Source organism: Megasphaera sp. SC8-1, assembly GCF_024436295.1.
GTDB classification, from domain to species: domain Bacteria; phylum Bacillota; class Negativicutes; order Veillonellales; family Megasphaeraceae; genus Megasphaera; species Megasphaera elsdenii.
In genome coordinates this window covers 58064-72269 of record NZ_JANFQH010000005.1, presented here as the reverse complement: position 1 = coordinate 72269, position 14206 = coordinate 58064, and the positions used below count along the sequence as shown (strand labels likewise).

At 51.7% G+C, this 14206-nt stretch carries 17 protein-coding genes; 12 read left to right on the top strand and 5 right to left on the bottom strand.

Annotated elements, in window-relative coordinates:
- Nucleotides 1–106: 106 nt before the first annotated feature.
- Nucleotides 107–1726, bottom strand: a complete 1620-nt coding sequence (locus tag NOS26_RS01370; RefSeq protein ID WP_041647043.1) for an IS1182 family transposase — start codon at nt 1724–1726, stop codon at nt 107–109.
- A 534-nt stretch (nt 1727–2260) separates the two neighbouring features.
- Between NOS26_RS01370 and rplU the strand changes: the two genes are divergently transcribed.
- From rplU to NOS26_RS01345, 5 genes are all read left to right on the top strand, one after another.
- Nucleotides 2261–2572 (top strand): 50S ribosomal protein L21, encoded by a 312-nt coding sequence (gene rplU / locus NOS26_RS01365; RefSeq protein WP_014016435.1) that lies wholly within the window; start codon nt 2261–2263, stop codon nt 2570–2572.
- Nucleotides 2572–2880, top strand: coding sequence for a ribosomal-processing cysteine protease Prp (locus NOS26_RS01360; protein WP_014016436.1), 309 nt, complete (start codon nt 2572–2574; stop codon nt 2878–2880). Before rplU ends, NOS26_RS01360 begins: the two co-directional genes overlap by 1 nt.
- Before the next feature lie 19 nt (nt 2881–2899).
- On the top strand, nt 2900–3184 hold the full coding sequence (gene rpmA / locus NOS26_RS01355; RefSeq protein WP_255917181.1) for a 50S ribosomal protein L27: 285 nt from the start codon (nt 2900–2902) through the stop codon (nt 3182–3184).
- A gap of 175 nt (nt 3185–3359) precedes the next feature.
- Nucleotides 3360–3758 (top strand): hypothetical protein, encoded by a 399-nt coding sequence (locus NOS26_RS01350; protein ID WP_014016438.1) that lies wholly within the window; start codon nt 3360–3362, stop codon nt 3756–3758.
- Nucleotides 3759–3768: 10 nt separating this feature from the next.
- Nucleotides 3769–4623 carry a polysaccharide deacetylase family protein gene (locus tag NOS26_RS01345; RefSeq protein WP_014016439.1) on the top strand — a complete coding sequence of 285 codons (855 nt, stop codon included), beginning with the start codon at nt 3769–3771 and terminating at the stop codon, nt 4621–4623.
- 496 nt (nt 4624–5119) lie between these two features.
- Here NOS26_RS01345 and NOS26_RS01340 read toward each other — a convergent pair whose 3' ends face one another.
- The 4 genes from NOS26_RS01340 to NOS26_RS01325 form a co-directional block, all read right to left on the bottom strand.
- Nucleotides 5120–5479 (bottom strand): DUF805 domain-containing protein, encoded by a 360-nt coding sequence (locus NOS26_RS01340; RefSeq protein ID WP_022497589.1) that lies wholly within the window; start codon nt 5477–5479, stop codon nt 5120–5122.
- A gap of 113 nt (nt 5480–5592) precedes the next feature.
- Nucleotides 5593–6477: a flagellin lysine-N-methylase gene (gene fliB / locus NOS26_RS01335; RefSeq protein ID WP_255917082.1), complete on the bottom strand. Its 885-nt coding sequence runs from the start codon at nt 6475–6477 to the stop codon at nt 5593–5595.
- A gap of 2 nt (nt 6478–6479) precedes the next feature.
- Nucleotides 6480–7145 (bottom strand): metal-dependent hydrolase, encoded by a 666-nt coding sequence (locus NOS26_RS01330; protein ID WP_255917080.1) that lies wholly within the window; start codon nt 7143–7145, stop codon nt 6480–6482.
- 24 nt (nt 7146–7169) lie between these two features.
- Nucleotides 7170–7598, bottom strand: coding sequence for a hypothetical protein (locus tag NOS26_RS01325; RefSeq protein WP_014016443.1), 429 nt, complete (start codon nt 7596–7598; stop codon nt 7170–7172).
- 156 nt (nt 7599–7754) lie between these two features.
- Between NOS26_RS01325 and trmL the strand changes: the two genes are divergently transcribed.
- From trmL to NOS26_RS01290, 7 genes are all read left to right on the top strand, one after another.
- On the top strand, nt 7755–8240 hold the full coding sequence (gene trmL / locus NOS26_RS01320; protein ID WP_014016444.1) for a tRNA (uridine(34)/cytosine(34)/5-carboxymethylaminomethyluridine(34)-2'-O)-methyltransferase TrmL: 486 nt from the start codon (nt 7755–7757) through the stop codon (nt 8238–8240).
- A 25-nt stretch (nt 8241–8265) separates the two neighbouring features.
- Nucleotides 8266–8613 (top strand): YlbF family regulator, encoded by a 348-nt coding sequence (locus NOS26_RS01315; protein ID WP_014016445.1) that lies wholly within the window; start codon nt 8266–8268, stop codon nt 8611–8613.
- A 46-nt stretch (nt 8614–8659) separates the two neighbouring features.
- Nucleotides 8660–9529 (top strand): UDP-N-acetylmuramate dehydrogenase, encoded by an 870-nt coding sequence (gene murB, locus NOS26_RS01310; RefSeq protein ID WP_230579030.1) that lies wholly within the window; start codon nt 8660–8662, stop codon nt 9527–9529.
- 186 nt (nt 9530–9715) lie between these two features.
- Nucleotides 9716–11023: a serine dehydratase subunit alpha family protein gene (locus NOS26_RS01305; protein ID WP_255917079.1), complete on the top strand. Its 1308-nt coding sequence runs from the start codon at nt 9716–9718 to the stop codon at nt 11021–11023.
- A 24-nt stretch (nt 11024–11047) separates the two neighbouring features.
- Nucleotides 11048–11590: a flavodoxin family protein gene (locus NOS26_RS01300; protein ID WP_074787258.1), complete on the top strand. Its 543-nt coding sequence runs from the start codon at nt 11048–11050 to the stop codon at nt 11588–11590.
- Nucleotides 11591–11708: 118 nt separating this feature from the next.
- Nucleotides 11709–13523, top strand: a complete 1815-nt coding sequence (typA, locus tag NOS26_RS01295) for a translational GTPase TypA (protein WP_014016449.1) — start codon at nt 11709–11711, stop codon at nt 13521–13523.
- 258 nt (nt 13524–13781) lie between these two features.
- Entirely contained in the window at nt 13782–14189 is a 408-nt protein-coding gene (locus tag NOS26_RS01290) for a UPF0158 family protein (RefSeq protein WP_014016215.1), read from the top strand.
- The last annotated feature ends 17 nt before the right edge of the window (nt 14190–14206 follow it).

Below are 14206 nucleotides of genomic sequence, written 5' to 3'. Positions count from 1 at the left end.
TTCTTTCCCATAACTAACACAATAGCTGGCATTTTTCATTTTCGTGAAAAATGCCAGCTATCTGTTTTTAGGCGTACTTTAATAAGCCTTGCTGTTTTTTCTTTTTTTAGCAGGCTACTGTATGTGTTTCTTCTTTTTCTAAATAGTGTTGTTGTAATCGGTCCGTATCCCGGCGACTTCGGTATTTTCTCAGATTAAAGCCGAATGCCATGAACAACAGTTCCTTTTCTACACTTTCTTTTCCCTTATGTCTCACTCGGCGGTATTCGTAGTTTCCCTTTACTGTTCCAAACGCCCCTTCTATCTGTATGGAGCGGTTAATCCGCAACTGGATTCCTTTTTCACTATGAATGAAGTCGTAGTCCCTGTCCAATAAGGATTGGTAGTAAGGATTGTACTGTACCATTTTATTCTGTGTTGGTTTCTTTCCTGTACGGGTCGGCTGGCATTGATTCCGTTTTCCACAATACTGACAGTTTTCACATTGGTAAATTCGTACGGTCCGTTCATATCCGCTGGCCCTATCGCGCTGCTTTTTTTCCGTTATGAAATGCAGCTTCCTTCCTTTGGCACAGGTATAGGTATCGCTGTCTGCGTCATAGGCCATATTGCTTCGGTGCCCGATTTTTTTCTTGAAGGCAGACGTCTTCCGGTATTCATACTCCCGTGGCTTGATGCATACCGTGCTTCCTTTCTTTTCTATCCAGTCCATATTCTCTTCACTGTCATATCCGGCATCCGCCACGATATGATCTGCCAGTCTTCCATACTCTGATTCCAATGCCGTCAAAAACGGGATCAAGGTCCGGGTATCTGTTGGATTCGGGAATAGACCCAGTCCGATAATATATTCAGACTGTACGGCTAACTGAAGATTGTAGGCCGGCTTCAGCTGCCCGTTTTTCATGTGGTCTTCTTTCATGCGCATAAATGTAGCATCGGGATCGGTCTTGGAATAACTGTTCCGTGTGCCCAGTATGGTCAGGTGGGCATCATATTCTTGCTGTTTCTCCCGGATGGCTGCCACTTCTTCAAATAGTTTTTGTTCGACTGTTTTTCGGTGGCCAGACCCTTGCACGAATGTGATGCCGTTTCCTTGGCATACGTCTGCGGCAGACCGGAGTAATTCATCGTCATCCAGTGTACAGGTATCCATGCCCGTGAAAGCTAGCATCTGTTCCTGGATTTGCCGCCGTTTTTCCTTTAGCTTAGCGATCCCTTTTTCCACTCGCTTGCGCCAGACAAACGTATAGCGGTTCGCGTTGGCTTCCATCTTGGTCCCATCAATATACCATTCTGTAAAATCTACGGAATCCAGCAAAGACAGTTGATGCACAAACTGGGCAAACAAATGGCGGAGCACTTCTATGGGAATCCGGTGAAAGAAACGGCCAAACGTCATGTGGCTGGGAGCCGGATACCCTTCCAGCAACCACATATATTCTATATTGACACGGCATTGTTCGCTGATACTGCGCAGGGAATATACGCCCTGGGCTGCAGCAAAGACCCTCACTTTGAACAAGATCTTGGGCGGTACCTTAGGATTTCTGCCTTTAACAGAGTAGAGATGCTGTAATGCTGAATAATCCAACCTTTCTAATAATGCATCTACGATACAAACCAACCGATCTTGTTCTAGTGAAATGCCATAATCCAATGGCAAAACGAGTTGCCTCGGAGTGTAAGTTTTGGTATACTTTACGTGGTTGATTTTGTTTGGCATACAATAATTATACCAGCAAAGAGGCCCTTTGGGGCCTCTTTTGCTTAAAAAAAATGGGCTCAGATAACTGAGTCCATTTTTTAGATGAGGCTATTCTGTTACAGCCCCTTTTTTTCGGACTCGGCTGTGTGAAATGAACGCAGTTCGTAAAATACACGGCCCCTGGCCGTATGCGTAGGGGCTCGCACGTGGCGAGCCCGCTAGGGAGATTTCATCACAGCCCATGCTGATATAATGGCAGGTTTTTATGCACCACGGACAACGAGCTATCTGTCGAGTCTCCGGCTATACACAGAATTCGCTGCGGCCTTTTGGGGCCCGTCAAGTGCCGACCAACGGAAGGATGCGTAGGGGCCGCCAGGCCCTACGAACCACGAACCACGAGCCACTAAAAAAACTTGACATCGCCCCTTATTTATGATATATTAGGGAAGTCGTAGCATAAGTGGCTATGGATAAGCCGCGTGGAGAGGCTCGCAAGTTCCCGCAAGGGACGCCGTATTCAGCGAGTATATTGATGAGGAGGTGTCACTCATGTACGCTATTATCAAAACAGGTGGAAAACAGTATCGTGTCCAGGAAGGCGACAGCATTTTCGTCGAAAAACTGAATGCCGATGTTGATTCCAACGTAGTATTCGACCAGGTATTGGCAGTCGTTAACGACGGTGATGTTAAAGTAGGTACTCCCGTTGTTGAAGGCGCTAAAGTAACTGCAAAAGTATTGGCTCAGGGCAAAGAAAAGAAAGTCCTCGTTTTCAAATACAAAGCAAAATCCAACTACCGTCGTCGTCAGGGTCATCGTCAGCCGTTCACGAAAGTTGCAATCGAAAAGATTGAAGGCTAATGATTACCATTACGATGCATCGCGATAAGAAACATCGCTATACGGGTTTTACCATAAGCGGCCATGCCGATTATGACGAAGCCGGCAGCGATATCGTCTGTGCTGCCGTTTCGGCCTTGTCGCAGACTGCCTTGTTGGGTCTCATGCAGTACGCTTCGCAAGACGTACCGTATGAAGTAAACGATGGCTTCTTATCCGTCCAGGTCCCAAAGCCCTGCGAAGCGTCGCAGATTATCTTAGGGACTATGGTAGCAGGTTTGGAACAAATTGTACGGCAGTATGGAGAATACGTCGTACTCGACTCATAGACGTCAGGAGGTGGACGGAATGTTCAATTTCAACTTACAGCTTTTCGCTCATAAAAAAGGGACAGGCTCCACGCGTAACGGCCGTGATAGCGAATCCAAACGCCTTGGTGTAAAATGCCATGACGGCGTCGTCGTTAAAGCCGGCAACATCATCGTTCGCCAGCGTGGTACGCACTTCCATCCGGGCACGAACGTAGGCATCGGCAAAGACGATACCTTGTTCGCAACGGCTGCAGGCAGAGTTGCTTTCGAACGCGCTGGTAAATACAACCGCAAAGTTAGCGTATACCCTGTAGAAGCATAATTAGCTTATAGCATGAAGTTTGTAAAAACTACAAACTGAAAACTAAAAACTCAAAAAGGACTTGCCATTACGCGGCAAGTCCTTTTTTATACCAAAAAAACCTTGTCGTCTTCTCAAAATCCTGTATAATAGAGGATGTATGTACTTTGATTAAACTCAAGCGGAGGTGTACGCCATGCGCGTTAGTGTAAATGGAGAAAACCGTGAACTCCACGTCTATGACCGCTCTACGGGAGTAGATTATGCCAAACAGATTCTCTGTTCCCAGGAACAGCTGGTGACGGATATGTACGGTGAATTTGTCCTGACTGAAGAAGAATACAATCATTGGACGGAACTGCTGGCTATCCAGCAGGAATCGGAAGACCTGCTCTTTGAACTGAAAGATGTCCTGGTCAAACAGGAACTGGATGATTACATGTATGAAGAAACGAAATACATGACGACGACCATCGAAACGATCCATATGGAAAATATCTGTATCAAAGAGCTGAAAGAAGCTCTGGAAAAAGGCGATGAAAAATGGCTGACTGAGAACCATTTCGTCAAGACCCTGAAAAACGTAACAAAATAAAGGAAGTCTTATGGTGAAAAAAATATGCTCGTGGATCATCGGCGTCATCCTTACCGTCCTGGTCCTCCTCATCGGTATCTTTGCTTTTTGGTATTTCGGGTCGACGAACTATCACCTGACAGGCGTCCCGGTCCTGAATTATCATCAGGTCAATAATAAATTCAATACCGTGCTGACCATGAAGCCAGCTAATTTTGACGAACAGATGAAATATCTGCACGACAACGACTATCATTCCATTACCTTGGAACAATTCGATGCCTACATGCGCGGCGAAGGCGATTTGCCGGACCGGCCGGTCCTCATCACCTTTGATGACGGCTACGTCGACAATTACGAAGAAGCCTATCCCATCCTGAAGAAATATAACATGCGCGGCACGATATTCCTGATCATCAACCTCATGGATACGCCGGGCTACCTGACCTGGGACCAGGTCAAGGAAATGGCTGCCGACGGCATGGAATTTGGGTCCCATACCATCAGTCATAAACCCCTGACCAGCTTCGACCGGGCCGGAGTCCGTCATGAACTGCAGGACTCGAAAGACATCATCGAAAAAATGACGGGCAAGCCCTGTCATTTCATCGCCTTCCCGGAAGGCAAATATAACGATATGGTCATGGAAGAAACGAGAGGCGCCGGCTACCGCTACGCCTTCACCGTAGATACAGGCCGCGACTTCCCTTGGGACGATCCATACGACTTGGACCGCGTCCCCATGTTTGAAGGCCCTATAAGCTTCAAACACTTCCGGTTCCGCCTGACCTTCAGCGCCTTCAGTGCGCTCCTGTGGAAGACCCATAAATACTTTGAACACATAGAAATGACCAAAGACCTGGCTCAGCATATCCCGCAGCCGTAAAAAAAGGGGCTGTCGCATGAAGGTTTCTTCCGTCATGCGAGGCCCCATTTACGTTATAGTTTGTAGCACCGAGTTTGTAGTTTGCAGAGAAAACTTTCAAATTTAAAGCCATCCGCTAACAACTAACTGCTAGCCACTAGCAACTTTAAAGGGCTTGTCGTCGTGCGACAAGCCCTTTTTTATTTTGGTATTACGACCGCGTGCCACTCGTCATAAATTCCGGCTGTGCCCAGGATTCACGGCGGGACGACCTTTAACCTCTCAGACCGCCTTTGGCGGCCAGCTCCCCTATAAAGGGAGCCTTGTGCGGCCCGTTGCGAGATTTCATCACAGCCTTTTCGAGTATAGTGGCGGGCTTTTACGAGCCACGAACCACGATTTTTTTCACGAGCCGAGGGTTACTCGAGGCGATGTCGTCAATTTGAATCTGTTGCCGCGCAGCGGCATTTGAATCCGAGGCGGCCTGCGAACTGCAGTCTGCGGGGCCATCAGCCCCTTACTCTATTTTTTCTTTCCAGCAGAGGAAGATTTCGACGGCTAAGGCGGCGAACCAGATGTTTCGGGCCAGGACGTTGATGATACAGTACCAGCCGGATTTCCCCAGGTCGTGGTAACGGCGTATCATGTAGGAGAAATCGACGGGGATGAGGAGGACGGCGATGAGGCACGAGGCGATGGTGTATTCCAGGGCCGCCGGGCCGCCCTGCGAGGCCAGGTGCTGGAGCCAGATGATGAGGCAGATGGGCAGGATGCTGAACAGGCGGAAGTGCAGGTAGCGTTTACGGCTGACCTTGCCTTTGAAATCTAAATGGTTGCGAATGAGTACGCGAATAGGCGCGTCTTCGGCTATGATCAAGAGAAAGACCTCCTTTGATGAATCAGGGATTTTTCTCTAGTGTAGCACGAAAGACGCGCCTATTTCGATAGGACGGGCAAAGTGGCAAAAGCTGGCACGAAATGCCGGAAAAGTCAAAATTCTCCGGCCGCTGCCGCTTCCTTGAGAAGGGCCACGTTGTCCGTATCATATTCAATTTGTTCCGACCAGCGGCGCACGGCTTCAGGCAGATTGCCCGTTACGGCAGCGGCAAGGCCGATGAAGTCCGTGTTACGTGCAGCATAGGTGGCGAGGACGTCAGAAGGGACGTCTGCAAAGGACTCGAGCTGCCGGTAAAAGAGATAGTCGTACACGCGCTGATACCGTTTGGCCTGTTCCGGATCCGGAGCTGCGACCTTTTCCGTCGATGCTATCCGGGCCTGTAAGGCTTTTAGACCAGCCGTCCAGGCATCGTCAATCGGTTCGGTCCGGGACAGGACGGCCAGGAGGCGTTCATGGCCTTTTTTCGTCGTGTCGGGCTGATAAACGAGACCCGCCGATGGCGCCGGATAATCCAGGGCATCCAGGAGCTGCGCCAGCGTCCCCAGGGACTGGCCCCTTTCCTCATCATAAAAGGTGAGGGGAGAGGGGCTGCTCAGCAAGAGACCGGCCGCGGCTTCACAGCAGAGCCCGACGCCGCCGAGTTCCCTGTCCTGCCCGTTCCCGTCGGTGACGACCTGGAAGAACCGCGGATGGAGGGCGCAGATATCGCAGAGGATGTCGTCGCCGCTTTCACGGATGAGACGGCATAAGCCATCGGGCCGCAGGAAGGGACAATTCCCGTCGGCAGTGAGACAGAAATGCCAGCCCTCCGGCCCTTCGGCGATGTGCTGGCGGATTGCCCCACCTAAGGGGCCATCGAGGTGCTGATAAACGTCGGCCGTCACGTCGTCGATGTCGATCTCCCAGCCCCGGCAGCACGTATGCTGGCAGGCGCCGGCTTTGCACTGGAAGCGGTCGTAGAAATCAGGAAGGATCATGATCAGAATTCATACGTTGTCCCCGGGTCGACGACCTGGACGGGGATATTGTATTTCGTTTCCGTGAGCTTCTTGTATTCCTGAGGGTCTGCTTCGACAATGGGCCAGGTCTTGTAGTGGACGGGGATGACGAAGCGCGGCTGGATCCAAAGGGCTGCCAGGGCTGCGTCGTCGATGCCCATGGTGAAGTTATCGCCAATAGGCAGGATGGCGCAGTCGATCGGCCCGAAGCGATCGAGGATTTTCATGTCCGAGAAGAGGCCTGTGTCGCCGGCGAAATAAACGCGCTTGCCGCCAAATTCGACGATGACGCCGCATGCCAGCCCTCCGGCAATGCCCGAACCGTGGAACGCCGGTGTCAGGCGTACTTTGCCAAAGGGGAAATCCGCACTGCCGCCGACATGCATGGCATGGGCCTTGCAGCCTGCTTCGCCCGCTTTGCCAGCGACTTCGGCCGTGCTGATGACCGTAGCGTCATTGGCTTTGGCAATGGCTTCGGTATCGCCATAATGGTCGCCGTGGCAGTGAGTGACGATGATGTACTGGCAGTGGATGTCTGTCGGACTGACCTGGGTCCAGGGATTCTCCGTAATGAACGGGTCAAAAAGGATGGTCGTCACATCATCGGAAAGAGTGAATGCGGAATGACCGTAATAATTGAATTTCATAGTGCCTCTGCTCCTTAAAGACAATCAGTCTTTTTCAGTACTGTTCAAACTCCATTTCTTCCATTCTTCGAACCAGCTCTTGACGTGTTCCTGCGGGAGGGAGCCGCAAAAAGTGTTCTTCAGGGTCTTGCGGAGTTCGCCTTCTTTTTCGCCTAACGGATAGACGTCTTTATATTCGTCATAGACGTTCCAGAAGTCGCGCATGTGCAGGTTGGCATAGGTTTCACCGTAAATCTTGTAGCACGTGTCGCACAGGGTGATGAAGACGGCTTCGTCGTTGTGCTGGTTGGCGTCGTCGAGGCCGCAGCAGCGCGTATACAGTTTGATTTTGCTGCCGAAGAGTTTGCGAAGGTAATCGTAGACGTCGGAAACCATCTGAGGCTGCAGCTGCAGCAATTTACAGCCGGGAGCGAAATACATGGGATACTGGGCAATGTTATCAAAGTTATCCATAATTGACACCTCTTTCTGAAATCAATAGAAACTTTACCTTTCTATTAAATAATAACTATTATTTATAAGTGTACCATAAAAAGGCCGGAAACGCAATGTTCCTCTTGTACTTCCTGCATAAATCCTGTACAATATCCCTTGGAGAGTGATATAAGTATGCATATCGTAATGGTAGAGCCGGAAATCCCCGGCAATACGGGCAATGTCGCCCGCTTATGCGCAGCCAATCATATTACGCTGCATTTGGTCAAGCCCCTGGGCTTTTCCATCGATGACAAGCATTTGAAACGGGCCGGCCTCGATTACTGGTCGCTCGTCGATGTCCAGATCCATGAAAATTTTCAGGAAGTCCTGGACAAATACAAAGACCACCGTTTTTTCTATTTGACGACCAAATCGGAACAGTGTTACGCCGATATCCAGTTCCAATACGATGATATGCTCGTATTCGGCAAGGAGACGAAAGGCCTTCCGGAAGACCTCCTGAAAGCCAATCCGGAACGCTGCTTCCGCGTACCGATGGTCGAACAGGCGCGCAGCCTGAACCTGTCCAATACCGTCGCTATCGTGTCTTACGAAGCGATGCGCCAACTCGGCTTCCCGGGTATGGCCAAGAGCGGTATCGGTATCAAGAATCTTTAATTACAGAAATGATGAGGTGTAGAACGTGGAAATTTACGATAAAGCCCATGAATTAGAGGCTGCCATCAAAGAATGTCAGGAATACAAGGACCTCGTCGCAGCCGGTCAGGAACTGGCCAAAGACGAAAAGACCAAGCATCTGGTCCGCGATTTTCTCATGCTTCAGGCCCAGCTGGCCTATGCCCAGTCCATGGGGGACAAGCCGATCCGCAAGAAGATCGACCATTTGAACCAGATGGCCGAACTCATTAAAAACAATCAGACTGCCGTGGAATATTTGAACCATTATAATAAATGGCAGACCATGGCCGGTGAAGTGTTCCAGATTATTCAAAATGCAATGGCAGAAGGAATGAGCATCCTTGATCAATAAATATGCACTGACGACTTTCGTCTCCGAATTAAGTAACTCTGTTCCCATGGAACGGATCCTGCTCGACGAACCCATGAGCGAGCACACGACCTTTGCTGTCGGCGGCCCGGCCGACGTCCTGATCCTGCCGGAATCGGTCAAGGAAATGTCCCTGGCCATCCGGGCAGCACGGCGGCTGGAACTGCCGGTGACGGTCCTCGGCGGCGGCTCCAACGTCCTCGTCCGCGATGGCGGCATCCGGGGCGTCGTCATCCAGTTGAATACGATGACTAAAGTATTGGCCTGCCACGACCGCAAGATCCTGGCCAGTGCCGGTTACATGTTGAAAGATGTCTGCCAGTTTGCCCAGGAAAACAGCCTGACCGGCATCGAATTTGCCTGTGGCATCCCCGGTACCCTGGGCGGCGCCGTCTTTATGAACGCCGGGGCTTACGACGGGGAAATGAGCCATGTCGTATCCCGCGTCCGCACGGTCAACAGCGAAGGCGGTGTCCATACGTATGATGCGCCGAACCTCGGTTTTTCCTATCGCCAGAGCCGCTTCCAGAAATCCCAGGAATTCGTCGTCGAAGTCGAACTGACCTTGCGCAGCGGCGACCCCAAGGAAATCCAGGCCCGTATGGACGATCTCATGAACCGCCGCCGCAGTAAGCAGCCTTTGGAAATGCACAGCGCCGGCAGTACCTTCAAGCGTCCGCCGGGATACTTTGCCGGGACCCTCATCGACCAGACCGGCCTCAAAGGCCTTTCCTGCGGCGATGCCCAGGTCTCGATGAAACACGCCGGCTTCGTCGTCAACACGGGCCACGCGTCGGCACGGGATGTCCTCAACGTCATCCACGAAGTCCAGAAACGCGTCGAAAAAGCGCACGGCGTCCACTTGGAACCGGAAGTCCGCATCATCGGCGAAGACTAAAATTTAAATCCATCCGCTAGCCACTAACTACTAGCCACTAACCCCTTAAAAGGAACTGTCGCACCTGTGACAGTTCCTTTTACTATATTGTTTTATCATAAGAATCATGCTATGATGGTATTAGAAAAGTACGTGATACGATTTACGTTATAATACCTATCTTAATGAGAGAAAGCAGGGATTGTCATGGATAAACGAGTTATGTGGAACGAAATGATTAGCGTCATCAAACAAGATGTGACGCCGGCGACGGGGTGTACGGAACCGATTGCCCTGGCCTATGCCGCGGCGACGGCAGCCCGGGAACTGGGCGAACCGGTGCGCTTCGTCGACGGCTGGGTCTCGGCCAACCTGATGAAGAACGGCATGGGCGTCACCGTGCCGGGGACAGGGATGCCAGGCCTTTACATTGCCGCAGCTGTCGGCGCTCTCGGCGGCGATGCCGATGCGGGCTTGCAGGTCCTCAAGGCCTTGACGCCAGACGTCGTCGCCCTGGGCAAACAGTACGTCGCTGATGGCAAGATTACCGTGTCTGTCCGGGAAGATACACCGCATGTCCTCTATGCCGAAGCTGTCGTCTATGGCGAAAACCACCGTGTCCGCGTCGTCATCACCGATGACCATACGAACATCGTCTTTATCGAAAAAGACGGCAAAGTCCTCCGGGACCAACGCGTTGACGGGGGCAGCGGCGAAGACCCGAAAATCGCCTTCCTCCATACGCTGACCTTGGCAGATATCGTCGATTTCGCTGAGCAAGTGCCGATCGAAGACCTTGCTTTCCTAAAGGAAGCGGAACGGCTCAACGACCACTTGTCTCAGGAGGGCTTGACCGGGAAATACGGCTTGAAAATCGGTTATACCCTGCAGCAGTTAGTCGAAAAGGGCGTCTTAGCAGACGATTTGTCCCATCGCATCCAGATCCGCACGGTCGCCGCGTCCGATGCCCGCATGGGCGGTGCTGCTTTCCCGGCTATGACCAATTCCGGGTCAGGCAATCAGGGTATCGCCGCGACGGAACCGGTGACGGTCGTCGCCGATTTCCTCGGCGTCACGCCGGAAAAACGGCTGCGGGCCCTGGCCTTATCTAGTATGGTCGCCATCTACGCCCACGGTTATCTGCCGAAACTGTCAGCCTTCTGTGCCACCGTCACGGCTTCCATGGGGGCTGCCGCAGGGATGGCCTGGCTGCTGGCCGATAGCGAACCGCTAGCCGTCATCGAACGGGCCCTGGCCACCATGTCCGGTTCCATCGTTGGCATGGTCTGTGACGGTGCAGCCAACAGCTGTTCCATGAAGGTCTCGGCCTCGGTCCATGCGGCTTATGAAGCAGTCCTCCTGGCCCTCAATGACGTGCGCGTCCAGGGGACGGATGGTTTGGTCGCCCATTCGGCCGAAGAATGTCTGAAGAATGTCGGCCTCTTGGCCTCGCAGGGGATGCAGCAGACCGATGAAGAAGTTCTGCGCATTATGCTCCATAAAAATAAAGCCTGATTTTTTCGGAAAGGGTGTTGTCTCATGGCTAAAAAAGTCCTCATCTTATCTTCCAGTCTCCGTCCGGACAGCAATTCCGAGCAGCTGGCCCGGGAAGCCGGCCGCGGGGCCCTCGAAGCGGGGAACGACGTAGAAGTCCTCAGCTTGGCCGGCCGGGATATCCGTTATTGTGAAGGCTGCATGGCCTGTCACCGCCTGCTCTACTGTCCCATTCAGGACGACGCCAACGACCTTATTAAGAAGGTCCAAGAAGCAGACGCCGTCGTCTTTGCTTCACCTATCTACTATTACGATATCTGCGGGCAGCTGAAGACCTTCCTCGATAGGACCAATCCGCTCTACGGTCAGCCCTACCATTTCCGCGACATCTACCTCATCACCGTTTCGGCCGATGACGCGCCGGACACGGCGAAACGGGCCCTATCGACCCTTGATGGCTGGATCTGCTGCTTCGACAAAGCCCATTATTCCGGAGGCTTCAACGCCGGCGGCATGAGCGAAGCCAATGCTGTAGGAAATCACCCGCAATGGTTGCAGAAAGCCTATGAATTAGGAAAATCTATCTGATATTTTACCGCCTGTTGACAATAAATTCAGCAGGCGGCTTTGCATTTCTGCGCAATCCATGCTATACTAATCTAGTTACATACAATCTAATATTTGTTAATGAGAGAGAGGACATTAGATGGAACGCAAAGATATTCGTAATATTGCAATTATTGCCCACGTTGACCATGGCAAAACGACACTGGTCGACGCCATGCTCAAACAGAGCCATGTTTTCCGTTCTAACGAAAAAGTAGAAGAACGTGTCATGGACTCTGGAGATATTGAACGTGAACGCGGCATTACAATCTTGTCCAAAAATACATCTGTCATGCACGAAGGCGTCAAGATCAACATCGTCGACACCCCGGGGCATGCTGACTTCGGCGGCGAAGTAGAACGTGTACTGAACATGGTAGACGGCGTACTGCTCCTCGTCGATGCTTTTGAAGGCCCGATGCCGCAGACGAAATACGTTTTGCGCAAGGCTTTGGAACAGAAATTGAAACCAATCGTCGTCATCAATAAAATCGACAAACCCGGTGCCCGCGTCGCCGAAGTCGAAGACGAAGTTCTCGAATTGTTCATGGAACTCGATGCTACGGACGAACAGCTCGACTTCCCGGTCGTCTATGCCAACGGCCGCGATGGCATTGCCAAATATTCCATGGACGACGACAGCGATAACCTTGAACCGCTGTTCAAGACCATCATCAAATACTGCCCGTGCCCGAAAGGCGATGCCGAAGGCCCGCTGCAGTTTATGGTCACGACGTTGGACTACGACGATTATGTCGGTAAAATCGCTATCGGTCGTATTGTCCGCGGCAAAATGCATCCGAACCAGAACGTCGTCGTCACCGACGGCGAAGGCCAGCGCAAAGCCAAAATCGGCCGCGTCTATACCTATGAAGGCTTGAAACGAGTCGAACAGGATGAAGCCGCTATGGGCGAAATCGCCTGCATCGTCGGTATTCCGGACCTCAAGATCGGCGAAACCGTTACGGACCCGCAGAATCCGGAAGCCCTGCCGAAAATCAACATCGACGAACCGACGCTGTCCATGATTTTCTACGTCAACGACAGCCCCTTTGCCGGCCAGGAAGGGGAATACGTCACCAGCCGTCATCTCCGCGACCGCTTGTTCCGCGAAGTCCAGACCAACGTATCCCTGCGCGTCGAAGAAACAGACAGCGCCGATGCCTTCAAAGTATCGGGCCGTGGCGAACTCCACATCGCTGTCCTCATCGAAGAAATGCGCCGTCAGGGTTATGAACTCCAGATCGGTAAACCGAGCGTCATCACCAAAGAAATCAACGGTCAGAAATGCGAACCGCTGGAAGCTCTCACCATCGACGTTCCGCCTGAATTTATGGGCGCTGTCATGGAAAAACTCGGTACCCGTAAAGCCGAAATGGTCAACATGACCGATATCTCCGGCTACACCCGCCTGGAATTTATCATTCCGGCCCGTGGCCTCATCGGCTTCCGCAGCGAATTTCTCACAGCTACCAAAGGGAATGGCATCATGTACCACGTCTTCCACGGCTATGCTCCCTGGAAAGGCGAAATCCCGGGCCGTACCCGCGGCAGCTTAGTTGCCTTTGAATCGGGCACGACTACCGGCTACGGCATCTTCAACCTGCAGGACCGCGGCACGATGTTCATCAAACCGGGCGAAGAAATCTACCTCGGCCAGGTCGTCGGTGAAAGCAACCGCGACGTCGATATCGATGTCAACCCGTGCAAGAAGAAACACTTGACCAACACCCGTTCCTCCGCCTCGGACGAAGCACTCCGCCTCACGCCGCCGCAGGAAATGGGCTTGGAAAAATCTTTGGAATGGATCAACGACGACGAACTCGTAGAAGTTACGCCGAAGAGCATCCGTATCCGCAAAGCTATCCTCGACAAACACGACCGCAAAAAAGCGATGCGCCGTGCACAGCAGTAAGCTTTTCACTAAAAACTACAACTTACAAACTTAATATTCAAAAAGGGGCTGTCGCACGAAGGTTTCTGCCATCATGCGAGGCCCCTTTCTCTTTAATGTTTGAGGTTTGATGTATGATGTTGGATGCGATGGCTTTTAAATTTTATCCCATCCACATCAAACATCAAACTTTCAACTTCAAACTCACGCCTACTTTAGGCGCGGCCCTATCCATGCTATAATAGAGTCATCGCAAATTGTGAAAAGGAAGTGTAAGCTATGACAGTCCAAATCGAAGAGCTATTGAAAGCTTTTGAATTGAACAACCCGTATCTTAAATTTTATTTGAATAAAAATGACGGCCATATGGCCCTGGTCACGGAAATCCCCGGAGATGACAAGGCGGAAAACGAAGTGACGGCCCATCCCGATGCCTATATCAAGCTGCCGACCCAGGCCGACCTGGACCTGCCGGAAATGATCAAGGGCTTCGTCCCCATGATGAAGGACCCCAAGCAGCGGGCCGCCTTCCAGCAGTCCATCGAAGCCGGCAAGACCGTAACCCAGTTGGAACGGGAATTGAAGGACATGGGCCTGGTCCAGTTCTGGTATACTTTCCAGCGCATGGAATTTCGCAAGATTGCCAAGAAATGGTGCGAAGACAACCATGTCGCTTATGAAGAATAACGTTGCGGAGGCTCGAT